This window comes from Nitrosomonas sp. Nm33 (assembly GCF_900107265.1).
GTDB lineage: Bacteria > Pseudomonadota > Gammaproteobacteria > Burkholderiales > Nitrosomonadaceae > Nitrosomonas.
In genome coordinates this window covers 1-24,033 of sequence record NZ_FNPJ01000019.1, presented here as the reverse complement: position 1 = coordinate 24,033, position 24,033 = coordinate 1, and the positions used below count along the sequence as shown (strand labels likewise).

Sequence of the window (24,033 nt, the reverse complement as noted above, 5' to 3'; positions counted from 1 at the left end):
TTAATCCAGAATAGAATGGCTCATTCATCTCATTCATCTCATTCATGGAGAAACCGATCATGGAACAATCAGCCGTAACCAACTTCGAATTATCCGATGATGTCATTGCGCTGATCCCCATGCGCAACGTTGTGTTATTTCCACATGTTATCATGCCGATTGCTGTTGGGCGCGCCAAGTCAATCGCTACAATCGAGCACGCACTACAATCGAATTCTTCTATCGGTATCGTATTACAACGAGATGCTTCAGTTGATAATCCTGGACTAAATGATCTATGTCTGATTGGCACCATTGCCAGGATTGTACGCCACATCTCTGCGACAGATGGCTCGCAGCATATCGTGTGTCAGGGAGTAGAACGTTTCCAGATTGAGGAATTGATTGAGGGCTATCCTTTTCTAACTGCTCGGATAAGACGTATCGAAGAAACTTCTCAACTATCCACTCAGGCCGAAGCACTCGCTGTGCAACTGCGCGAGCGCGCAATCGAAATTTTGTCGCTAATACCGGGAATCCCTGCAGAGCTTGGGCATGCTCTGCAGACGACCCGTGCGCCTGCGCAACTTGCCGACATTACAGCCAGTTTACTTGATACAGAGGTCAATGAAAAGCAAGCGCTACTCGAAACGATTGATATCGAGGAGCGGTTACAAAAAGTTCTGAAGCTTTTGTCACACCGGATTGAGGTGTTAAGGCTATCGAGAGAAATCAGTGAACGTACCAAGGAGCAGATGGAAGATCGCGAACGTAAGTATTTATTGCGGGAGCAATTGAAGGCGATTCAAAAAGAATTAGGTGAGAACGGGGACCATGACCAGGAGATTACCCAACTCAATGAAGCAATCACAAAAGCGGGCATGCCCGCTGAGATCGAGGCACAGACTCGCAAAGAGCTCCAACGATTGCAGCGTATGCCAACTGCCTCAAGCGAATACTCAATGCTTCATACTTATTTGGAATGGATGACCGAGTTATCTTGGCGATTACCGGAAGAAACGCCGATTGATCTCAATGTTGCTCGTGAAATTCTAGAGGCTGATCACTTTGGATTGGAACGCGTCAAGCAACGTATCATCGAGTTTCTAGCAGTTCAGAAATTAAAGCCACACGGTCGAGCACCTATCCTTTGCTTTGTGGGTCCACCAGGGGTGGGAAAAACATCGCTCGGTCAAAGTATTGCCCGGGCTCTGCAACGACCATTCGTTCGAGTGTCGCTAGGAGGTATACACGATGAAGCGGAAATGCGTGGCCACCGGCGTACTTATGTGGGCGCAATGCCAGGTAATATCATACAGGGTATACGTAAGGCAGGTGCGCGTAACTGTGTAATGATGCTCGATGAAATCGATAAGATGACAGTGAGCGCGCATGGAGATCCAGCGGCAGCGCTGCTTGAGATCCTGGATCCAGAGCAAAACTCGACTTTCCGGGATAATTATCTCGGTGTTCCGTTTGATTTAAGTCATGTAATTTTTATTGCTACCGCCAATGTTATCGATCAGGTTTCTCCGCCGGTACGTGACCGTATGGAGATTATTGATCTGCCCGGTTACACGCGTGAGGAAAAGCTTCAAATCGCGTTACGTTATCTGGTGCATCGCCAGCGGGAAGCCAATGGTTTGCGCGCAGATCAATGTGAGCTAACAGTTGCAACGCTGGATAGCCTCATTGCTAACTATACCCGTGAAGCAGGAGTACGCCAGCTTGAACGTGAGATTGGCCGGATCATGCGTCATACTGCTTTGCGCATTGCAGAAAATGGGCAACTTAAAGTGCGTGTCGATGCATCTGATCTGGATGCCATACTCGGCCCTGCTAAATACGAACATGAAACTGCTGCACGTACCAGTTTACCAGGCGTGGCTACTGGGCTGGCATGGACACCAGTAGGTGGCGATATCCTGTTTATTGAAGCTACGCGAGTGAGTGGTAGCGGGCGCTTGATTTTGACGGGGCAGCTTGGTGATGTCATGAAGGAAAGTGCCCAGGCAGCACTGACGCTGGTAAAAGCGCACGCTAATGAACTGAATATTCCCGTATCAATGTTTGAAGGGATCGATGTGCACTTACACGTTCCGGCAGGAGCTATTCCAAAGGATGGGCCCAGTGCGGGAGTAGCAATGTTTGTTGCGCTTACCTCATTGTTTACCAATCGACCGGTGCACCATGAAGTTGCGATGACAGGTGAAATCAGCTTACGTGGATTAGTGCTGCCAGTTGGGGGCATCAAGGAGAAGATACTTGCCGCGCAAAGAGCTGGTTTGCAAGCAGTACTCTTACCAGCACGTAACCAGAAAGATTTGCGTGATGTGCCAGAAACAGCAAAATCAGCCATGCAGTTTATTTATTTGGAAACAGTTGATGACGCGATTCAGGCAGCATTAGCTCAGCCAAACTATTCGACTATGCCAGAATTCAAACTTGTTTGAACTTGGCCTGGATATTTCACCAGGTTGACCTGTACCATGATGCAAAAACTGATGAACAAGCGCTTCTGGATAGATTTACACAATCCAGTTTTTACCATTGTTGGTCTTCGCGGGTGCTGGCAGGTGATTTGCGGCATTTTTTTCGCCCTCCACTTCACGCCAGTAGTCACGGATATTGGCGTGGTGCGGGATACGTAAATCCGCTTGCAAATCGCCTCGCCATCATCCCGCGTCCTGGCGAAATATCCGGGGCAGAAACCATTTTTAGGTTGAATGAGCGTCATTCATGCCTTGGACTGCTGAGCATTACCCGCCAGCTATGCAAAATTTACCGCTGTTAGTTCGACTGAAAGCCATTGCCATTGCCAATGCTTTAGTGGTTGAAGGAATGGAGGAGGGCCGTGCAATCCGTATTGCCATTGCCAAGACGAAGCAGTGGGCTTATAGGGATACTACGTAAATTTGCTCGCAAATCTCCTTCGCCATCATCTCGCGTTCTGGTGTGGTGTCTTTGTTCACTTTCTCTACTAGAAACGATACTGAATGTTATTTTAATCCTAGATTCCTCAGTTGATCGCTCGTTCTGATGTTAACATTATGAATATAATAATTTTTCCTACATATTTCATTTTCACCCTCTGGGTGTTTCCGCTGCAGGACGGATTGCGCAATTTTGCAAGCGCATGGCTGCGTTGCAACTCTTTGGAATGGAACGACCATTCCGCATCGTTGTGCCTTGCCCTGCACTCGCAAAATCACACACTCCATCCTGCCCAACTGAGGAATCTAGGTTAATAAGTTTGATCAAGATCAATATTTCCCATAGTTATAACGAGTACTATCCTAATCGAAGTTTAAAAAACAATTTTAATTATCTGCTAACGTTAAAGGAATTTTATATGAGAGCTCAATACATAGCTGCAATGATAACGGTATGGGTATTGGTTGGCTGTGGCAAGCCATCAGCACCAGAGACTCCTGATCCTTCGGCTTATGGAAAAACTATTCAGCCCTTCCATCAAATACCTGCAGATGTTCAGGAAGGTGAAGGTAAAGCCAGATCTACAGAAGAGAAATCGAATTATTAAAAATTTACGAGTGTTCTATAGTTTCAGGTTTTGTGCGAGAGCGAGGTTATAGAACACAGTTGTTTTTTGCCTATCGAGAGCTAATTTCCTCGCAAGAACATCTTATCAAGCTCAACCAAACTAATAGCGAACCAGGTTGGTCTGCCATGATTGCATTGATCGGAGCGTTCAGTTGCTTCCATTTCGCGCAGCAATGCATTCATTTCGGTGATCGTTAATTGACGATTGGCACGGACAGAACCATGGCAAGCCATAGTGGCTAAAAGCTCGTTACGTCTACTGGTTAATATCTGACTGCCTCCAAATTCACGAGTTTCAGCTAACACATCGCGTGCGAGCTTGATTATATCGGCATCTTTCAACACTACTGGCACTGCTCGTATGATTAACGAAGTGGGAGAAAGTGTAGCTATTTCAAAACCTAGCTCATTTAAAACAGCGTGATTTTCCTCGACTGTGGCGACATCTAATCGATCAGCCTGAAAAGTAACTGGAATTAACAGCGGTTGCATGGATAATGAGTGTTGATCAAGCGCTAATTTGAGTTTTTCATAAACCACGCGTTCATGAGCAGCATGCATATCTACAATGATCAAACCTTGCTCATTTTGTGCCAGGATATAAACCCCGAGCAGTTGTCCTAATGCAAAACCTAGCGGTGGAATTGGCTGCGTGGGCTGAATGGGTGAATTGCCAGGATCCATTTTGAGCAAATCCGATTTATCACCGTATAACGTCGGATAAAAAGATGAGGGTTGGGCAACGGTTGTGAGTGGTAAATTTACTTGCCGTGAATAGCTTACCGGAGGACGTTTAGAATTTTGGGTTACTTGAGTAACGATGGCAGGGGGTATTTGAGAATCCGCTTGGCGATGAGGTGAAGCCAATACTTTGTTGATACTGTGGAAAACAAATTGATGCACAGCTTGCGCATCACGGAAACGCACTTCTGCTTTGGCCGGATGCACGTTAACGTCTACGTTTTGAGGGTTGATTTGAAGATACAGCACGAAGGCGGGATGTCGATCCAGATGTAGCACATCGCGATAGGCTTCACGTAAAGCATGAGAAATCAGCTTATCCCTGACGTAACGACCATTGACAAAAAAATATTGCAAGTCGCGAGCTGAACGCGAATAAGTTGGCAATGCGACCATGCCTTGCAAGCTGATATCATTTGCCTGCTCGGAAACCAGCACGGCAGTCTGGCTGAATTCTTTTCCTAGAACAGCTGTAATACGCTGAATGGTATCTGCTGCATATAAGTGACTTCGTGTCTTATTATTGTGTTGTAAATTGAATGCGATATCGGCATGGGAAAGAGCGATACGCCGGAATACTTCCTCACAATGTGCGAATTCAGTGGCTTCAGTTTTCAGAAACTTGCGACGTGCCGGCAGATTAAAAAAAAGATCACGCACTTCCAGAGTAGTGCCAACGCTGTGTGCTGTTGGTTCTGGACGGGTAACTTGTCCTCCTTCCGCTTGAATACGCCAGGCATGTTTGTCGCCTGATTGATAACTCGCTAATAATAATCGAGAGACTGCTCCGATACTGGCGAGTGCTTCGCCACGAAAGCCCAGGCTGGCTATTTTGTGTAAATCTTCCTGTGCGCTGATTTTGCTCGTTGCGTGGCGTGCTAACGCAAGAGGCAAGTCACTTCCGGAAATTCCTTTTCCATTGTCAGTTACGCGGATCAGGTTAAGGCCGCCTTGCATAATTTGGACGGTAATTTCTGTTGCACCAGCGTCTATACTGTTTTCCAGGATTTCTTTCAATACCGAAGCGGGTCGCTCGATCACTTCCCCTGCAGCGATCTGATTGATGAGTACATCCGGAAGCAATTTGATTACATTCATGTGAAAATAAAATGAGTATTCATAGTCATTATTTTGCCTTAAAGTTATGATACTCTTGAGAACAAGTCACATACTAATTTTACTGAAATCGATAAGGCAAGGAATTTCTAGATTGAAACGTTGGAATCTTCTATTAAGAAATGGGAGTTTATAGCCAGAACTGTTAAGTGTTACTCAGGATACAACGTTGTTATTGTCTAAATATTCAGTTAATACTATTCTGATGGTTGACTATTATTTGATACCGATACAGGAGCACCATGACACAAGATGAACAAAAGCGTGCGGCTGCACAGGCAGCCATTCAACATATCCCGATTGGGGCTGTAATTGGGGTTGGAACTGGCTCTACCGCAAACTATTTTGTCGATGAGCTTGCTAAAATCAAGCATAAAATTGAAGGTGCAGTTGCCAGCTCCGAGGCAACTGCGCAACGTTTACGCAAGCATGATATAGACGTATTAGATCTTAACATGGTTACAGATTTGCCTGTTTACGTAGATGGTGCAGATGAAATTACCACGCATTTGCATATGATCAAAGGTGGCGGAGGTGCTTTGACCCGTGAAAAAATTGTTGCAGCTGTAGCCAGAAAATTCATATGCATCGCCGACCAGAGTAAGTTAGTAAATATCTTGGGCACATTTCCACTTCCAGTAGAAGTTATTCCAATGGCGCGTAGTTATGTGGCTCGTGAAATTACCTTATTGGGTGGTCATCCAGCGCTGCGTCAGGGATTTATTACAGATAATGGCAACCTCATTCTGGATATCCATGGTCTACAAATCCTGAATCCGGTTGAGTTGGAAACGACACTTAATCAAATAACGGGAGTCGTCACTAACGGTTTGTTTGCCAGAAAAGGTGCTGATATTTTATTGCTAGGCACAGACAGCGGTGTTGAAACAATAACTGCCTGATAGTTAGACTAGAAATAAAACCTCATTGGCTACACATAAAATAATTGTTTCATCTTACTGAGCAGAAGATACGATATGGCTAGTAAAGAACACATTTCAAAAAGATTTGATGCAGATCTTGAAGAAGTGCGCACCCGTGTATTACAAATGGGAGGATTTGTTGAGGAACAGATTGAGCGAGCAATAGATGCCTTAACAGAAGGTAATGAAACCATCATTGATCAGGTAATTGCCAATGATCATCGCGTCAATGCCATGGAAGTATCTATCGATGAGATATGCAGTCAGATCATTGCACGTAGGCAGCCAACAGCAAGTGATTTACGTATGATCATGACAGTCATCAAGACGATCACTGATTTGGAACGAATCGGCGATGAGGCTGCAAAAATCGCTCGCATGGCGCGGCTCATTCATGCAGCTGACCGCTTACATGCTCCACGTTTTGTAGAAGTTAAACACGTCGCTCAAATTGCTTTGGGTATGTTGCGCCAGGCGCTGGATGCTTTTGCCCGCTTGGATCTGAATGCTGCTGCACATATCGTGCGCCAGGACGAGTTGGTTGATGAAGAATTTCGTGCCATTCTTCGGCAGCTCATCACGTTCATGATGGAAGATCCTCGTAAAATTTCCACTTCACTGGAAATTCTTTTTGTGGCAAAAGCAATCGAGCGTATTGGTGATCACGCAAAAAACATGTCTGAATATGTGGTTTATATGGTCAAAGGCAAGGATGTTCGCCATGTCACTGCTGATGAAATTGAACGCGAAGTAAGAGGTTAAATCATTTATGTAATTTAGCTATGCCTAACATTTAGCATAAGGTTATGCGCGAATATCCCACACTTGCTGCAGTTGATCTTGGTTCCAATAGTTTCCACCTCCAAGTAGCGCGTGTGGTGGGTAAACAGCTTTATCCATTAGATAGTCTAAAAGAAATGGTTCGGCTGGCTGCCGGACTTACGCGTGACAGAAAGTTGGACGAAGCATGCCAGACGCGTGCCTTGGATTGTTTAAAACGCTTTGGTGAACGTCTACGGGGTTTCCCGACCCATGCTGTGCGTGTGGTTGGTACAAACTCACTTCGTGTTGCCAAAAACGCTGCAGACTTCCTGGTAAAAGCTGAGTCTGTATTGGGATTTCCAATCGAAATCATTGCCGGACATGAAGAAGCACGCCTGATTTATCTGGGAGTTGCACACAGTCTGCCAGTTTCCGAAAATAATCGGCTTATCATCGATATCGGTGGAGGCTCCACCGAATTTATTATCGGCACTCGCCTGGAGCCTAATAAACTGGAAAGCCTTTATATGGGTTGTGTCAGTCATAGTTTGCGCTTTTTCCCGGATGGAAAGATTAGCAAGGGGGCCATGAAACGTGCTGAGCTTGCGGCGCAAACTGAGATACAGAGTATTACAACAGAATTTTCAGCTGATCAATGGCAAGAGGTTTATGGATCTTCTGGAACAGCGCGTGCATTAGGTCGTATTCTTAGATTGAATAACTTTGATGATGGTAATAAAACGGAAGGGATTACGCTGACAGGTTTGGAAGCATTTCGTGAATACCTTCTTAAAGTGGGTGACATCAGGAAGATTGAAATCGCCGGCTTACATCCCGATCGTGCACCTGTGATCGTGGGCGGCTTTGCCATCATGTTTGCTGCATTCAAGGAATTAAGTATCCCGCGTATGTTTCTGGCAACAGGTGCACTGCGTCAAGGTGTGCTCTACGATATGCTCGGCCGCTTTCATAATGAAGATATGCGAGAAGTATCTGTGCGGCAGTTTATGCAACGTTACCGTGTTGATCTTGGCCAGGCAGCACGCATAGAATCGCTCTCTTTAGCGCTGGGAAAGCAACTCCTGGCTAATTATCCTGATGAGGAAACAGTAGAAGATGCCTTGCGTTTATTGTCCTGGGCGGCACGCCTACATGAGATTGGCATTTCAGTAGCCCATTCTGGCTATCATAAACATTCTGCCTATATACTCGGGAATGCAGACATACCTGGTTTTTCTAAAATGGAGCAGATGCAACTCAGCCAACTTGTGCTCGCTCATCAGGGATCTCTGAGCAAAGTGAGTGAATTTCTGACTAATCTTATTAGTCTAGCTCAATCCATAGCGCTGCGCTTAGCGACAATTTTTTACCGCAGCCGTACGAACATCAAGTTACCTCCAATGAAAATACATGCAGGTAGTGAGGCCTGTAAGCTGTTTATTTCGCAAGCGTGGTTAGAGTGCAATCCGTTAACTGAAACTTTGCTAAATGCTGAAATTGATGCTTGGGCAGCGCTGAAAATTAATTTCTGTATTCAAGGCACATCCTCAAAGGAGGACTTTTCTTGAGCTTTTTTAGGAATGATGCTGGGCAACAATTAACGTTGCCAACAATCTGATGCGGCTAACGATGAATTACCGCTGACGCCTTTGATGCCCGTATGCGTTAACGTCAGGGTGGCGCACGCATCATTGGCCATTGTGCCAGTGGGAACAGCCTCCAAAGTGTAGGTGTTTTGTGTCAGTGTGCCTGCTTTAAACCGAATAATATATTTTGCTGTACCCGTCGTGGGAGACTGGGTAACGGGTAAAGTAAAATTGGCTGCGTCGCTTTTCAGATCATACCGATTCGCCTCAGTGAAATTACGTTCCAGTAACTGCGTCATCTCCAGCAGGATACCTTTAGCTTCTATACGATTGGTACGACGAACATGTTCTTGATAGGAAGGTAGCGCAACTGCTGCCAGAATACCAATAACTGCTATGGTCATCATTAACTCTATCAGGGTAAAACCCAATAATCTTTTTCTCAGCTGGATCGTGTCAGTCATTTGTCTCATTCCTGTATCCTAATCAGATTTTCAATTATAAAAATTAGATTTTAGAGATAACTAGGAGTACTTTCCCCTTATATAAGTTCTGCTATTGTATCTGTTTCCAGGAGTGGCGTGGATTAAGTGAGCTTCCTTTAATGGTAATGGGTTCAATTAAACCAGTGGTTGAGCCGGCAATCAAGTGAATGAGATTACCTGCACTGATGGCGACCGATTCACTCCGTACGCCATCAGAGCCAATGGCTGCGATGAGTCGATCCTGGTTATTGAGTATTCCATTATCGTCGGTATCAAATTGAGGAGCTGTCAGCATACCACCCGTTTCTGAGTTTAGCAGCATTAACCAATTATAGCCTCCAGAAGAGCAGGGATCACTGGAAGGAACGAGTGTAGTAAAGATAATCCGCCCAAAACTGAGTTGCGGCATGATGACAGAGCGCTCCCCTTGGGGAATTGAGCTTGGCGGTTGCAGAAGATCGAGATACCACCCTCGTTTAGTCGACCAGTTTACTAGATTGTTTGATACCGTGCGTTCAAGTGGAGGTGATACCGTTTCAGTCAGAATGGTTTGCTGTTGTAGCATACTTCGATCTGTTTTATCTATCGGGCTTTGTAGATTATCCCAGATGCCATATAAGGATTGTGTATTAGTGTTGGAATTGTCTCCCGAGGCAATGTACTGACCCGTACCAAAATAAACGAGATATCCACCACTTGGATGAAGCCCGATTTCCAAGGAGGAGGTGATGGATTGTACCTGATTGCTGGCATTTCTGGCTGTAAACAGGGGAGCCGTTGTTTTGCTTGCTTTATAAGCAACATCCCACTTATTTGGATTTTTATCCGATAGATCGAATTTCCAGACATTGCCTTGCAAATCCCCCGCATAAACGATATCAATGATTTTATCGCCATTCGTGTCGACTAAGGCTGGGCTGGAAAGACCATTGCTGGTACTACTATTGGTTGCGATTTTCGTAATCAGCGCACCTGTCTGTAGATTAATGATGTAAAGATAAGCATGATCAGTAGTGCTGTTGTACCCATTACTGATAATGGCAGCCCAAACGTCATTGTTCAATAACGCGATTTTTGCCTGGCCCGGGACAAAACCCAAATCGGTGTCAGAAAATTCCCAGAGCACATTTGAGGTGGAGAAACTGGTTGGATTGGTGATATCTAAGGCAAAAATACCTTTTCCTCCAGCACCTAACGAGCCCAGCAGTATGGTTCTCCAGCTGGGAGTAGTACCAATATAGGCATCACCGGCATAGGCGTTGCCATCAACAAAATAACGATGCGTGTAATCGGGTGATGTCAGCCAGCTCAGTTTTGGATAAACTGCACCCGGTATATAACTGAATAGCTCAACACCCGTTTCGGCATTAAAAGCATGAAGCATCCCATCGTTTGCTCCGGTATAAATAACCGGTGTTCTGCTCGCATTGGATTGAGCATAGGTAGAATAGGAAGCTTGTCCTGCTGTCCCGCTAGGCAATGCGTCGTAGCCAAAATCGAGCGCCTGAACGAATAACAGATCTGAATTGACAATATCACCCAGCAGCCCATTGTTGCGATTACGAAATTTCCCGCCTTGCGCCAATTCAGTAGTTTCATCACCTCGCAGCCAGGAAATTCGGCTCGTACCCAGTCCATCGTTAACACCTCCGATGTTGGTATTCAGTGCATTCTTTTGTGAGCTCGATAAAAGTGAAAAATTTGCGGAAGTAAACGCAAGTCCGCTCGTTCCATTATGCGTAAAGATGGCGCGACTGGCGTGCGATGGTAACACGGAGGAGGCTTCCCATAGCGTTGTTCCTAACGATCCATCTGAACTTAATTGGTATGCGAACAACTGTCCACTCCAGTCATTACTATTAAATTTTGCTTGATAAATATGAGCGCCGGTACTCATTCGACTGGTATTCGTGGTGACTGATGCTGCTGAGCTTACCCTTGAAGTGATAGTGCTGAAGAGGTTACTCAAATTGCTGGCAAAGGTGGTTGAGTCTTGTACACTAAAGAATTTGCCTCTGCTGTTCACGGCGGCATGCCACAAATCGTCAATTTTTGCAGCATCACTGGATATTGGATCTGGCCATGATTCTGATCCAGTTGGTAATGAGGATAGCGTACCCTGCACACCTAGACCAACAGTGAAATTCACCATATGTTGCCAGAAGGCAGGATCTCCCGTGTTAGTGGGTACTTTGTTGTCAAGATCGGTACGCAAATCATTCTTCCAGTATTGCATCGCTACATCGGCAAGCGTATTGCTGTAGTTGTCAGAATAAGGAAGTGTGGGCGTATATTTATAAGTTGCAGGTATGGCATGAGGTAGATGGTTGGTAAGGGTATTTCCTGCTGTATTATCTGAATTCCCTGTCCCCGAATAAGAATCACTCCAATAACCATCTGTCACCAGTATATGATAATTTTGTCGACATGCATATTGTGTACCCCCAGCTGAACCAGGCGTTTGTCCCCAAGGGCCTTGATCATCGGCACGCATAAAATAGCGACCTACGTTGTCAATTGCTATGCGAAGTGGTGTTCCTGCTACCGGGATAGTATGGTTATAAAGATTATCAAAAAAAGCTGTTCTATTTGTGCCGCTAAATTGCCTTACCCCATTGATAATGGTGGCTGTTGAAACGCCATCGATACTCGTGCTTCCCTGGTTGATTGCGCCAAACCCAACTCGTACGCTACTTCCTGGAGCAGCAAACGCCTTACCTACGCCGGCACGTGATGACAGGATACGTGAGCGGTAATAAGTATACCAGTTAGCAAAATTCTGGATTTCTTCCTCATATGTACAAACAGGTGCAGCAGCACAGTCTGTTCGATCTGCTCCTCCTGTATAGGATGAAGTAGTTGATTTAATTTCAATCCTGGAATAGTTGTCCGCCGACAGAATTTCTCCTCCGTTGTAATTGAAATAAACAGCGGGATAGAATGTTCTTGTTTCTAAATTGGATAAATCTCCGTCACGCTCTAACCACTGGGTTGCTTGACTATTGTTGACGGTTAAGTTTCTGCAGCCGGCGCCCGTATTCTTAGGATTATGCGGCGCGCAACCGGGTGAAGCATTGCTCATCAGGGATCCATCGGCATTGCTCCAGGGCTGGTATCTTACTGTGGGGTTGTAATAAATTTTGTTAATCTGACTGGAACGTAAAGCTGCTGTGTAAGGGTTATTCGGATCAAAATCGACAGCCCGGTTCTTATAGTCATCTGCTCCATATACACTTGATGCACGAGGAAACATATAGTACACGTCCCTAAAGATCCAATCTTCCGGCATGATTTCAAACTGCATGGAACCTGAGTCATCCAGCGTAAACATCACATTAGGATCAACGGCGGTAGTCAGATAGAGAGGAACATCTGATAGCGCAAGCGTTGCTTGCGTGTGAGTGGGAATGCTAGTGATGAGAGCAGCGGTTATCCATATCCTGGAGATACCCGGTTTTTTCAATTTTACCTCCATTCATCTTCGGTAATCACTTTGTAATATAACTACTGCTGACTCAGTGCCGCCCACTCCTCTGGCAGTGACCCTGTACATGTTTGATATCATCGTGGTGGCTGATTGCTGCACACTACCCCCTTTTTCTGCAGGGACAGGAATGAGCTGTTCGATGATATAACGCGGTTGACTTGCTACACCTGTCAATGTGGCGGTAATTATTCTGCCGGAGGTAGACCATTCTGACCAGGTAATAGGGTTAGGTGCTTGAGTTTCAGGATTTTTATGGTCATAAAGTCCATTTGAACCATCAAATTCGGGTAAAGTAATCTGCTGCAGAAACATTTCTCCTTCCCTGAGGGCAGCTTCAGCCGCTTGTAACGCCAGAGTCTCGTCACGCAAATTACCTGCCATTTTTTCTTCTAGCATGGTAGTCTGTATAGCCGTTATCCCCAGCAGCGTCATCATGACTAGAAAGATTAATCCGGTAACGAGAACGACACCACGTTGTCTTGATCCAAATTTAGTTTCCCGAGAAATCACGACTCATAGCCTTTACTGGAATTTATTAAGATACCCGGTTGCGCAATGTTATCACGGTGGTAAAAACCTGGCGGAGGCGCCGATCTGTAGGGGTAGTAGTGGTGCCGTTAAAGGTGTAGGGTTGGGGTTGGCTGGTGATATTATCTCCTATCGACTGCAACAGTAAGCTGATACGCACGCTGACGACTTTACCCCAATTTACCACCACATCGGCAGTGCGATAGATATCTGCCGTCCAGTTTTCATCGAGATCTTCGCCATATTCAATTTGCATGTCTTCTATGCCTCTCACCAACTCTTCTGCTTGGCTTGCGCCAACCTTACGATAAAGTGCCGGCCATATTTCTGCCATGCGAATAAAATAAGAGCGGGTAGAAATCTTGACGAGGTCTCCTCCAGTGAATTCCTTACCTAATTGTTTTGTGGAATTTCCCGGTGTGCCGGTATTACCCGTGTTATGAACGATATTGTCCTTATTGGACGAAGTGTTGATATTGGTAATTTGAAAGATAGCTGACGCCAGACAATCGGTAACCAGCACAATATTGCCTTCTTCAAGGCCGCTTCCCGCCGTTACTTTGAGATCAGCAGAGCCAGGCGGATTTCCGCCCGGGTGTTGAATAATTTTAGTGCTATCGCCATCGACTCCGCGCACCACGATAATATCACGTCCTCCTAGCGGACTGGGAATAGCCCCTGAAGGAGGTAGAGCAGGTGCCCAGACGGTTGCTTTGATCGCTTCGAACCCCTCCAAAGCTTGCCCGAGTCGCCATAAAAAATCTGTGGAATTATTCAGGGTATTCACTGTCGGCACACCATTACCTGCACACCCAGAATAGCCAGCCATACGGATATCTTTTGAAAGTATGTGAAAGGCATAGCGTGCATTTTCCTGTATTCTGGCTAGCGCATCGTTGACTCGATAAGTTTGGTGACTGGAAGTTAGAATGGTGATGACACCACTCATCAACAAAAGCCCGATGGTCATGGCAACCATTACCTCAACTAACGTGAAACCATGCTGTTTTATAGATATTCTTTTCATGCTAGAGCTGGGTAGTCAGAATAAATTGCTGAGCAGCTAAAGCGCCACGGCTGTCATCCCACTGAATGGTGACTGTAACGACGTTACCGGCGATGTTAATGGCGCCCGTGCCAGCGGGTAAGCGCAAAGCCAATTCATTTAACCAATTGTTGAGATCCTGCTCTGGAATGGTGCTGACGGCAGGGATGGAAGTCCCTATGGTGATGTTATAACTGCCATTAATCGCTTCAATTCGATTGGCGCGCATGCTATCGAGAATACTGTAAGTCATCATCGTGGCGGTAGAGCGAAAACTTGCACTCTGGTTATGAGTGAGCCCGGCAGACTGCAGACCTGCCAATCCAAGTAAACCAATGGATAGCACAACGATTGCCACTAACACTTCAATCATGGTGACACCCTTTTGATGTGGCAATTGAAAATCTTTTTTGAGGATTAACATGATGATATCGTCTCTGTGTATGGTCGCCCTGTATGGTTTATAGTAATCTTGCGTCCTTTTGTGCTATTGCACAGTATGAAAGTGCCAGTACCTACTAAGTTACCATTACCACTACTACCTCGACTACTTCCATTCGCTAAGTAAGCAATCCAGTTTGCGAATTTTGTACCACCATCCATCGTGCTGCCTTTCAATGCAGGGAAAACCCTTAAAATTTGATCGCTGCCATCGATTGTCCCCGCTGTCCCGCTATCGCTGTATACTATCCAACCATCTTGCCAGCTGCTGCCGGCTGTACAGGTTGTGCCACTGCTGCTTTTACATATGGTTACCCGCATGCCACGTTTCACTGCTTCAGAACGACTGAAATGAAGTGCTGTGAGAAGCTCATTCGTCTGTGTAGCAAGGCGTGACTGCACCATCATCGACTGATAGCTAGGTACTGCGATGGTAGCTAAAATAGCACCAATGCTCAGCGCAATCATAAGCTCTAACATTGTAAAACCGCTATTAACAGACATATACAATCCTTTATCCCATGGTTTCAACCCTGTTAAAGTAACGGATAATTTTTTAATCAACTTTAGCCTGCATTGATGGTCATTAAGCTTGTGAAATAATCTGAATGGCTGGCCCGAGAGCAGTGCATGCAGAGAGCAGTAATAAGATGTATTAAATAGATAAGCATGGAGTGAGTAATCCTTTGTAACTATGAGGAATAGCAGTAGTTTTTTTGTACTCTTTCCAATGTAGCTTATTTGCACGCGATGCCACGAGTGAGATATGAATGAAGTGACTCCAGATTTTATTGTTATTGGTGCTGGCGTGATTGGGCTTGCTACTGCAGTTCAGTTGCTGAAAGAAGGTGCAACTGTCACTATCCTGGAGCGTGCTAAGGTGGGGCAGGAATCTTCTTGGGCAGGAGGTGGTATCTTGTCACCATTATGCCCCTGGAGCTATCTGGATAGCGTTACGCGCCTTGCTGATTATAGCGCGGCCATGTTTCCAGCATGGGTGGCAGAGCTGTATGCATCAACGGGTATTGATGCTGAATATGTGGTAAGTGGAATGCTCGTACTGCCACCGTATGACGCAAATGCCGCTCAAAAATGGCTGGCGGAACAGAAGGTATTTATTCAGATGGCTCCCTTGAGCGAGCAAATCAATTTTCTTCATTTAAAAGTGGAGCATTCACTGTTTCTGCCCCATATCGCGCAGGTGCGTAATCCTCGTTTGCTAAAAGCTTTATATAACCAAGTCGTGCAACTGGGCGGACGCATTATTGAGCATTGTGAAGTACAAGAAATCATAACGCAGCACCATCGGCTTCACTCACTTACGACATCTTGTGGCAAATATTGTGCTGCTCATTTTGTCATCACTGCAGGTGCTTGGAACAAACAAGTGTTAGGAAAGCATGCGCTCAATCTTGAGATTAAGCCAATTCGCGGCCAAATGCTGTTATACAAGTTTGAAGAACCGCCGCTGGGGTCGATTTTGCTTCAGGGAGATGTGTATTTGATCCCTCGGCGCGATGGATATTTACTAGTCGGTAGCACAATGGAAGATGTTGGCTTTAACAAGCAAACAACGCTTGCTGCACGTGAGCATTTATCTGGGCGCGCACAAAAACTGTTACCCCAGTTAAAAGGGAGACCTCTGATAAAGCATTGGGCGGGTCTCAGACCAGCCTCGCCGCATAATATCCCCACTATCGGCCGTCATCCGCTATTGAATAATTTATTCATCAATAGCGGACACTTCCGCTATGGTATAACTATGGCGCCAGGTAGCGCCAAAATTTTACTAAACGAAATTATGGGCAGACCACAACCCTTTGATACAAGCCCTTATCAAAAAGGGTGGGGAGTTTATTAGTTTGCTTCACGCACATACTTATCCATGGATATCGCTTCTGCTTTAGGGAGTGGAAACACCACAGACTCAACAACACCACTTAATTCCTCAATGAGGACATCGCTTCCTGTTTGTTCGGCGCCAATTTGCTTGAGCCTGTCCAGAACTTGCTGCACCAATATTTCTGGCGCCGAGGCGCCGGCGGTGATCCCAATGCAACTTTTTCCAATCAACCATCCATCCTGCAATTGCTCAGCACGGTCAACCATATAAGCTTCAACGTTGGCATTACGTGCCACTTCACATAAGCGATTGGAATTTGAGCTATTGGGAGAACCCACCACTATGACCAAATCACAGTGTTTAATCATCTTTTTGACCGCATCCTGACGGTTTTGCGTGGCGTAACAGATATCATCCTTTTTGGGACCTATGATTTTTGGAAAACGTCGTTTTAATGCATTGATTACACGTGCAGCATCATCGACAGATAAGGTCGTTTGGGTGACATAAGTCAGATTGTGCTCATTCTTAACTTGTAAATTCGCAACATCTTCTTCTGTTTCCACCAAATACATCCCGCCATCATTTCCTTCTACTTGACCCATGGTTCCTTCAACTTCGGGATGACCCTGATGGCCAATCATGATGATCTCTTTTCCTTCTTTACGCATTTTTGCTACTTCGACATGCACTTTAGTTACCAGCGGGCAGGTCGCATCGAATATCTTGAGCTTGCGCGCTGCTGCTTCTCGTCGCACTGCATGCGAAACACCATGGGCGCTGAAAATCAGAATACTTTCTTGTGGAACTTCTTCCAGGTTCTCAACAAATACAGCGCCTTTTTTTTCCAAATCTTCCACCACAAAACGATTGTGTACTACTTCATGTCGCACATAAATGGGGGCGCCATGCATGGTTAATGCACGCTCAACAATTTCGATGGCACGATCCACACCGGCACAAAAACCTCTTGGGTTTGCAAGCAAAACTTTGATCATTGGTTATTCTCCATGAAGATGATATCTGGCATCACCGATAATTAGGCATTCGTTCATTCATAGTAATTCGGTTTAACACACTTTAAGGTGATTATAAGGTATCTAGGCGAAAAAAATTTCAGGAATCATTGCGCACACGCTTCAATAATAAATACGCGCAAGCCTAATCGTGAGCGTTCAAATTAGTTATTGATACGAACAATCTACCCGGCTTCCTGATATCGCTTGGCTAGCTCCACTCGTTTTTCATAGGCCTCGCGAGCGATACGAATATCTTCTAGAAAGAGAGGTAATTCTTTGAGTAATAATGCTTGAGGGCCATCAACCAGCGCCTTGCTGGGTACCGGATGAAAATCAACCAGCACCATATTGGCGCCTGCGATAATTCCTTGGGCAGTTGCATGCATGACATCAAGGATGCCATCTGGTGAACCTGTTCGAGTACCAACCGAGTGTGAAGGATCAATACAAACCGGCATGCGTGTCAGGCGCTTTACCACAGGAACATGTGTAAAATCCACAAAATTACGATGAGGATCACCCATATTGGTTTTCATTCCACGCAAGCCAAAAACTACTTTCCGATTTCCTCCAGAGGCTAGATATTCTGCTGCATTAAGAGATTCATCCAAGGTAATACCAAAACCACGTTTAATCAGTACTGGAAAATCCTGCTGGCGGCCAACGATCTTCAATAACTCAAAATTCTGGGTATTACGGGTGCCAATCTGCAGCATCACACCCGTTGAAGTGCCAGTTTGGTAGAGCGCTTCCCGAATCTCTTCCACATGAGATTCGTGAGTTACTTCCATAGCAATCACTTTGATCTCATACTTACCAGCGAGATCGAAAACATAAGGCAAGCAGGCTTTGCCATGTCCTTGGAAAGAGTAAGGGCTTGTGCGAGGCTTATAGGCACCCATACGTGTACAAACCTGGTCATGATCACGCAATGCTTTTAGCATTAATTCCACATGCTCTAGTGTATCGACAGCACATAGTCCAGCAAATACATTTAATGTATCTTGGCCAAAACGCACACCGTTATAGTCGAAATAGGTTGGCCGATCATCATTTTCATGTCGCCCAAGAACACGATATTCTTCGGAGACACGCACTACCCGATCGACACACGGTAGACTTTGCATATCTTCAACTGATAATGCTTTGGTATTACCGATCAAATAGATTTCCGTCAACGTTTGTTCAAGACCGATCTCCGTATGTGCGCGGACGGTGATACCTGCAAGATTAGCGAGATGTGCAAGTAATTGCTTATATTCATGGCTTTCAGAAAGAGTGCCTGGTTTCAGAATAAGAATCATAAAGAATGCCTGATATAGTTTCTACAAGAAGAGATAACAATGATTCGACATCGATTCTAACTGAAATTGGAATGAATTGTCATTGCCTGTGCAACTATACATATCCTCGTGATCAACAAGAGGACGGAATTCAAGATTGTCATTGCCTGTGCAACTATACATCTAGTCAGTCTATCTAATGCTAAGATGTTTCTAGTAAGGCATTATTTTTAATTTATGCCGTGTGTTTTTCAGGCTGCATTATTAAGATAAATAGGTGCGTCTTGTCCAAAAATACAAAAATGATTTCACTCTATTTCGAACATGATGCCGATGTCGGCATTATTGGTCGTGGATCAACAATCGAGCAAGCATTTGAGTCAGCCGCTGAGGCAGTATTTTCCATCATGACTAATCTTGAAACGGTCCAGCCTGATATTTCTGTAGCTTTTGAGTTTGAAGAAGAAGATCTCGAACTCGCGCTAGTGACCTGGTTAAATTTGCTGCTGGGAAAAGCACGTGAGTTAGGTATGGTTTTTTGCCGCTTTCACATTCATCGGCAAGGTAATCTATGGAATGCCGAAGCACTGGGTGAAAAATGGCATGCGGATTTAGAACGCGGAGTAGAAGTTAAAGGTGCGACTTTGACGATGCTTTCAGTAAAGCAAATCGGCGCAATATGGGAAGCGCGTTGTGTGGTGGACGTGTAATTCCATTTCCAAATCAAACATGACGCAAGAGCGAACCGCAGACAGTATAAATAATACGGCTAAGGGAGCCAACTAAGTCAGGTTTGATTTGGAAATGGAATAAGATAGAGGAGGTATAAGATGGATTTACAGCAATTACATCAAATTCAGTCTTACCTATGGACACTTCCCCTGAAACCAGGCGAGAGCCGGAAGGAGGTATTACTATACGGTAGTGCGCCTTTACTGGAAAGCATGGACGATAAGGTGCTTGAGCAAATCACCAATGTCGCATCGCTACCTGGTTTGGTGGGTGCTGCGATGACCATGCCAGACGCACATTGGGGCTATGGTTTTCCGATTGGCGGGGTTGCAGCATTTGATGTTGAGCAAGGTGGCATCATTTCTGCGGGTGGTGTTGGCTTTGATATCTCCTGCGGAATCCGCTGCTTGCGCAGCAACTTGAATTTACAGGATGTGAAACCACACCTTTCGACCCTTGCTGAGAGGTTGTTCAAGGTTATTCCGGCTGGTGTAGGTGAGGAAGGTTTACTCAAGCTGGATACGAAACAGCTTGATCAAGTCCTGCTTGGCGGTGCGCGCTGGGCAGTGCAACAAGGCTATGGCAGCGAAGCAGATTTGGAATTTATCGAAGAGCGAGGCTGCATGGCAGGCGCGGTACCAGCAAACGTTTCCGAGTTAGCCAAGAAGCGACAACGCGGTGAAATGGGCACCCTTGGCTCAGGCAATCACTATCTCGAAGTCCAAGTAGTAGATCGTATTCTTGACCCTGCGGCCGCACAGGCTTTTGGATTGCAGGAAGGACAAATTATCATTTCGATACACTGCGGTTCGCGTGGCCTGGGACATCAAATTGGTACCGAGTATCTCGTCTCAATGGCCAAGACTGCTGAGCGCTGCGGCATTCATTTACCCGACCGTGAACTGGCTTGTGCCCCGATCCAATCTCCAGAAGGACAGCAATATATTGGTGCAATGAATGCGGGCATCAATTGCGCTCTGGCTAACCGGCAAATTTTGACTCATCTTACCCGGGAAACATTTATGGAAGTTTTCCCAAATAGTGAGCTTGAAACGCTGTTTGATGTTTCGCACAATACCTGCAAAATAGAAAAACATAAAGTTGATGGCAAGTCTCGAGTGCTGCATGTGCATCGTAAAGGTGCTACCCGTGCATTTGGTCCGGGGCATGACACATTGCCTGAACGCTATCGTGCGGTAGGTCAGCCAGTGGTCATAGGTGGGAGTATGGGTACCGGCTCTTACATTCTTGCGGGTAATAGTGATAATCCCGCATTCGCCTCAGCCAGTCATGGGGCGGGTCGTGCATTGAGTCGCCACCAGGCGTTAGCCCGTTGGCAGGGAAAACAGTTAGTCAGCGAACTTGCCCAGCAGGGTATCTTAATCCGTTCCCGCTCCATGCGTGGGGTAGCTGAGGAAGCACCAGGTGCATACAAGGATGTTGACTTAGTCGCTGAAGCAACAGAGCAGGCCAAGCTTGCTCGTAGAGTTGCCTTTCTTAAGCCTCTGGCTTGTGTAAAAGGATGATTTGCCACAGGAGACATCATGTATCAAAAAATCCTCGTTCCAGTTGACGGTAGTACCACTTCAAATTGTGCGCTGCAGGAAGCTATCAAGCTAGCGCAGCAGCATCATGCACAACTGGAAGTTGTGCATGTATTTGAAGATATTCTTTACTGGGTAGATGAAAGCTATATCAATTACGCCGAACTGCAAGAAACCATCAGAGAAAGTAGTGAAAAAATACTGGCTGAGGCGCAAGCGTTGGTGCAGCAAGCAGGATTGACAACTGAAACAAAATTACTCGAGGCAAAAGGTCAGCGTATTGCCAATGTTATTGTGGCGGAGGCTGACCGTTGGCAAGCTGACTTGATTGTCATCGGCACGCATGGTCGAACTGGTTTCAGTCGCCTACTATTGGGAAGTGTTGCTGAGGGGATGGTGCGTACGGCATCTATACCCGTTTTATTGATACGAGGTAGCTAGCATGGAAGTAAGACTAGGTGGCGGAGATGCACTCGTGATCATCGATATGCAGAATGATTTTCTGCCTGGTGGAAGCTTGGCTGTACCGATGGCTGATACGATTATTCCTGTGATCAATCGTTACCTGAAGCTTTTTCATGAGCACGGTCTGCCGGTTTTTGCAACCCGCGATTGGCATCCTCCTGATCACTGTTCTTTCCAGCAGCAAGGCGGTCCATGGCCGCCGCACTGCATAGCAACTACAACAGGGGCAGCGTTTTACCCGGAGATAGAATTTTCTATTAATACTCAGGTTATTTCCAAAGCGACAACGGCAGAGAAAGATGCTTACTCAGGTTTTACTGATACTCAACTCCATGCGTTACTGCAAGAATTGGGTATTCACCGCTTGTTTGTCGGTGGTGTCGCGACTGAATATTGCGTGCTCAATACTGTGAAGGATGCACTACAACATCATTACGCTACATTTGTTCTTAAGGATGCGATTTGTGCAATCAATCTAAAGCTTGATGATGATTTACATGCGCTGGAGGAAATGGAGCGTCTTGGTGCAACGCTTATCCAATTTGAGGTAGCTGCTGCATGGGCATGAATCCACTTTCCAGCCCGCTGCTCTCTGATCTTTATCAGTTTACGATGCTGCAAAGTTATCTTGAGCAAGACATGCAAGAAACAGCTGTTTTTGAGTTGTTTATCCGTAAGCTGCCGCCCGGCCGAAATTTCATGGTTGCGGCTGGACTAGAACAGGCACTGGATTATCTTGAAAACCTAAAATTTTCATCTGCGGAACTCGACTGGCTCGCGACACGCTTCCACCCTTCACTCATCAATTATTTTGAACAGTTTCGCTTCAGTGGCGATGTGCACGCTATGCCTGAAGGCACCCTATTTTTTCCCAATGAACCTATCTTGCGAATAACTGCGCCGCTACCCCAGGCACAATTGATCGAATCGCGCATTATCAATCTTCTTCATTTCGAAACACTGATCGCATCTAAGGCCGTACGCTCAGTGCTGATCGCGCCTGATAAGTTATTGGTCGATTTTGGTATGCGTCGAGCACATGGTGCCGAAGCAGCTTTACTGGCAGCGCGAGCAAGCTATCTGGCGGGGTTTACTGGCACAGCGACTGTTCTGGCAGGCGCATTTTATGACATTCCTTTATTTGGAACCATGGCGCATTCCTACATTCAGGCACATGCAGATGAAACCACAGCTTTTGCACACTTTGCCCACTCCAATCCGGATAACGTCGTTTTGCTGATTGATACCTATGACACCGAAGCCGCAGCAAGAAAAGTGGTCACATTAGCGCCGAAACTTATTGCAGATCATATCAATATCAAGGGAATTCGCCTGGATAGTGGCGATTTGGCGGCTCATGCTTACAATGTGCGCCAGATTCTTGATCAAGGAGGTTTACAGAGCACGACCATATTTGCTAGCGGTAACCTGGATGAATGCCGACTGCAAACCTTGCTATCAGCCAAGGCGCCGATAGATGGTTTTGGCATTGGTACCGCATTAGATATTTCCAGCGATGCGCCTGCCTTCGATTGCGCTTACAAGCTACAGGAATACGCTGGCAAGCCACGCCGTAAGCGCTCAGAAGGCAAGGCGACCTGGCCGGGGAGAAAGCAGGTTTACCGTTATTACACATCCCAGGGTGAGATGAGTCATGACATTGTGGCGCTAGAAAAAAATGATCCTTATGAAGGGCAACCATTGCTTGAGCCGGTTATGTTGGCAGGACAGCGCATTCATCCGAAAAGACCTTTGCATGACATACGTCAGCAGACACTGGCAGGCTACACTCACTTACCAAAAGTTATGACAGCCTTAGAGACAGCTTCCGCCTATCCGGTCACGATTTCGACCGCCTTGCAGGATTTAGCAAAACAGCTTGATGCAGAAATGATGACTCATTTGTAGCAAAATCAATATTCTTGTCTTGGCTTAATTGTCTGCAGCGATTTCATGAAAATCAGTTATTAATTAACCAATAACTTGAAAGTAGCATTTTCGATAAAAATGCTACTTTTCGACAATCCCAATAAGCAAGGAGGGAATTTGAAGAAATCTTCCAGCTGAGTATTTGGCTGCAAAGCCACCGATTGCTGAAAGATGGGCCAATATCGGTATGGTAGTGCAGGCAAAGACGATTACCTATCCCTTGGAACAAACTGGTCATCGGGATCATGTTGAGTAATTTCCATCTACTCAAAACAGTCTGTTCCACACCATATTGAAAGTATGAACTGCAAGAGCAATTAAATCGTTGCATAACCTCGACTGCTGCCTGACTGTGGTAAACCGCACCTTTCCATAGCTATATCGAATCCAATCCGGTCCAGCATCCGCTTCATTAACCCCATGCCACCCCAAGCCGTTATTCCATTCCCAAATCAAACTATGCTACTTTAACGTGAGTTCGACATAAGAAAAGAAGTAAAAGGAATCTGAATTCCTTATGATGAAGCGAATTTGGAAAAGAGTTTCATCATTAGAGGAGTCAGA

Annotated in this window: 23 protein-coding genes; 13 read left to right on the top strand and 10 right to left on the bottom strand. The window is 45.7% G+C overall.

Annotated elements, in window-relative coordinates:
• The first annotated feature begins 59 nt into the window (after positions 1-59).
• The 3 genes from lon to BLV54_RS16005 all read left to right on the top strand — a co-directional run bounded on the left by lon (position 60) and on the right by BLV54_RS16005 (position 2,892).
• Entirely contained in the window at positions 60-2,432 is a 2,373-nt protein-coding gene (lon, locus tag BLV54_RS05980; RefSeq protein WP_090569189.1) for an endopeptidase La, read from the top strand.
• A gap of 36 nt (positions 2,433-2,468) precedes the next feature.
• Positions 2,469-2,630, top strand: coding sequence for a hypothetical protein (locus tag BLV54_RS16010; protein ID WP_176969694.1), 162 nt, complete (start codon positions 2,469-2,471; stop codon positions 2,628-2,630).
• Positions 2,631-2,718: 88 nt separating this feature from the next.
• Positions 2,719-2,892, top strand: coding sequence for a DUF2188 domain-containing protein (locus BLV54_RS16005; RefSeq protein ID WP_176969693.1), 174 nt, complete (start codon positions 2,719-2,721; stop codon positions 2,890-2,892).
• Between the two features lie 171 nt (positions 2,893-3,063).
• Here the strand turns inward: BLV54_RS16005 and BLV54_RS16000 are convergent, their stop codons facing one another.
• Positions 3,064-3,240: a hypothetical protein gene (locus BLV54_RS16000; protein WP_176969692.1), complete on the bottom strand. Its 177-nt coding sequence runs from the start codon at positions 3,238-3,240 to the stop codon at positions 3,064-3,066.
• Between the two features lie 91 nt (positions 3,241-3,331).
• Here BLV54_RS16000 and BLV54_RS05975 point away from each other — a divergent pair, with 91 nt between their 5' ends.
• Complete coding sequence (locus BLV54_RS05975) at positions 3,332-3,520, top strand: hypothetical protein (RefSeq protein ID WP_090569186.1); 189 nt, start codon at positions 3,332-3,334, stop codon at positions 3,518-3,520.
• An 80-nt stretch (positions 3,521-3,600) separates the two neighbouring features.
• Here BLV54_RS05975 and mutL read toward each other — a convergent pair whose 3' ends face one another.
• Complete coding sequence (gene mutL, locus BLV54_RS05970) at positions 3,601-5,379, bottom strand: DNA mismatch repair endonuclease MutL (RefSeq protein WP_090569183.1); 1,779 nt, start codon at positions 5,377-5,379, stop codon at positions 3,601-3,603.
• Between the two features lie 260 nt (positions 5,380-5,639).
• Between mutL and rpiA the strand changes: the two genes are divergently transcribed.
• The 3 genes from rpiA (at position 5,640) to ppx (ending at position 8,650) form a co-directional block, all read left to right on the top strand.
• Positions 5,640-6,299, top strand: a complete 660-nt coding sequence (gene rpiA / locus BLV54_RS05965; RefSeq protein WP_090569181.1) for a ribose-5-phosphate isomerase RpiA — start codon at positions 5,640-5,642, stop codon at positions 6,297-6,299.
• A gap of 75 nt (positions 6,300-6,374) precedes the next feature.
• Positions 6,375-7,082 carry a phosphate signaling complex protein PhoU gene (gene phoU / locus BLV54_RS05960; protein ID WP_090569178.1) on the top strand — a complete coding sequence of 236 codons (708 nt, stop codon included), beginning with the start codon at positions 6,375-6,377 and terminating at the stop codon, positions 7,080-7,082.
• 44 nt (positions 7,083-7,126) lie between these two features.
• Positions 7,127-8,650, top strand: a complete 1,524-nt coding sequence (ppx, locus tag BLV54_RS05955) for an exopolyphosphatase (protein ID WP_090569175.1) — start codon at positions 7,127-7,129, stop codon at positions 8,648-8,650.
• Positions 8,651-8,679: 29 nt separating this feature from the next.
• On the opposite strand, the gene BLV54_RS05950 is transcribed toward ppx, so the two are convergent.
• The 6 genes from BLV54_RS05950 to BLV54_RS05925 form a co-directional block, all read right to left on the bottom strand.
• Positions 8,680-9,141, bottom strand: a complete 462-nt coding sequence (locus tag BLV54_RS05950) for a type IV pilin protein (protein WP_305367532.1) — start codon at positions 9,139-9,141, stop codon at positions 8,680-8,682.
• A gap of 82 nt (positions 9,142-9,223) precedes the next feature.
• Positions 9,224-12,616: a pilus assembly protein gene (locus BLV54_RS05945; protein WP_256329188.1), complete on the bottom strand. Its 3,393-nt coding sequence runs from the start codon at positions 12,614-12,616 to the stop codon at positions 9,224-9,226.
• Positions 12,617-12,628: 12 nt separating this feature from the next.
• Positions 12,629-13,150: a pilus assembly PilX family protein gene (locus BLV54_RS05940; RefSeq protein ID WP_256329187.1), complete on the bottom strand. Its 522-nt coding sequence runs from the start codon at positions 13,148-13,150 to the stop codon at positions 12,629-12,631.
• Positions 13,151-13,175: 25 nt separating this feature from the next.
• Positions 13,176-14,195: a PilW family protein gene (locus tag BLV54_RS05935; protein ID WP_090569163.1), complete on the bottom strand. Its 1,020-nt coding sequence runs from the start codon at positions 14,193-14,195 to the stop codon at positions 13,176-13,178.
• A gap of 1 nt (position 14,196) precedes the next feature.
• Entirely contained in the window at positions 14,197-14,637 is a 441-nt protein-coding gene (pilV, locus tag BLV54_RS05930) for a type IV pilus modification protein PilV (RefSeq protein ID WP_090569161.1), read from the bottom strand.
• Entirely contained in the window at positions 14,631-15,158 is a 528-nt protein-coding gene (locus BLV54_RS05925) for a GspH/FimT family pseudopilin (protein WP_090569158.1), read from the bottom strand. The genes pilV and BLV54_RS05925 overlap by 7 nt, the downstream gene beginning before the upstream one ends.
• A gap of 262 nt (positions 15,159-15,420) precedes the next feature.
• Here BLV54_RS05925 and thiO point away from each other — a divergent pair, with 262 nt between their 5' ends.
• Positions 15,421-16,515: a glycine oxidase ThiO gene (thiO, locus tag BLV54_RS05920; protein WP_176969691.1), complete on the top strand. Its 1,095-nt coding sequence runs from the start codon at positions 15,421-15,423 to the stop codon at positions 16,513-16,515.
• Here thiO and ispH read toward each other — a convergent pair.
• Together ispH and BLV54_RS05910 are read right to left on the bottom strand one after the other, a co-directional pair.
• Positions 16,512-17,495, bottom strand: a complete 984-nt coding sequence (ispH, locus tag BLV54_RS05915) for a 4-hydroxy-3-methylbut-2-enyl diphosphate reductase (protein WP_090569156.1) — start codon at positions 17,493-17,495, stop codon at positions 16,512-16,514. The genes thiO and ispH overlap by 4 nt on opposite strands.
• 203 nt (positions 17,496-17,698) lie before the next feature.
• Entirely contained in the window at positions 17,699-18,820 is a 1,122-nt protein-coding gene (locus BLV54_RS05910; RefSeq protein ID WP_090569154.1) for a hypothetical protein, read from the bottom strand.
• 281 nt (positions 18,821-19,101) lie between these two features.
• On the opposite strand from BLV54_RS05910, the gene BLV54_RS05905 reads away from it, so the two are divergent.
• From BLV54_RS05905 to BLV54_RS05885, 5 genes are all read left to right on the top strand, one after another.
• The gene (locus tag BLV54_RS05905) at positions 19,102-19,509 is read left to right on the top strand and encodes an archease (RefSeq protein ID WP_090569151.1); all 408 of its coding nucleotides are present in this window, start codon (positions 19,102-19,104) and stop codon (positions 19,507-19,509) included.
• 120 nt (positions 19,510-19,629) lie between these two features.
• A complete protein-coding gene (locus tag BLV54_RS05900) occupies positions 19,630-21,057 on the top strand; it encodes an RtcB family protein (protein ID WP_090569148.1) in 1,428 nt (475 codons plus the stop codon).
• Between the two features lie 18 nt (positions 21,058-21,075).
• Complete coding sequence (locus BLV54_RS05895; protein ID WP_090569145.1) at positions 21,076-21,516, top strand: universal stress protein; 441 nt, start codon at positions 21,076-21,078, stop codon at positions 21,514-21,516.
• 1 nt (position 21,517) lies between these two features.
• Positions 21,518-22,108 (top strand): isochorismatase family protein, encoded by a 591-nt coding sequence (locus BLV54_RS05890; RefSeq protein WP_090569142.1) that lies wholly within the window; start codon positions 21,518-21,520, stop codon positions 22,106-22,108.
• On the top strand, positions 22,099-23,448 hold the full coding sequence (locus tag BLV54_RS05885; RefSeq protein WP_256329186.1) for a nicotinate phosphoribosyltransferase: 1,350 nt from the start codon (positions 22,099-22,101) through the stop codon (positions 23,446-23,448). Before BLV54_RS05890 ends, BLV54_RS05885 begins: the two co-directional genes overlap by 10 nt.
• Positions 23,449-24,033 lie beyond the last annotated feature (585 nt).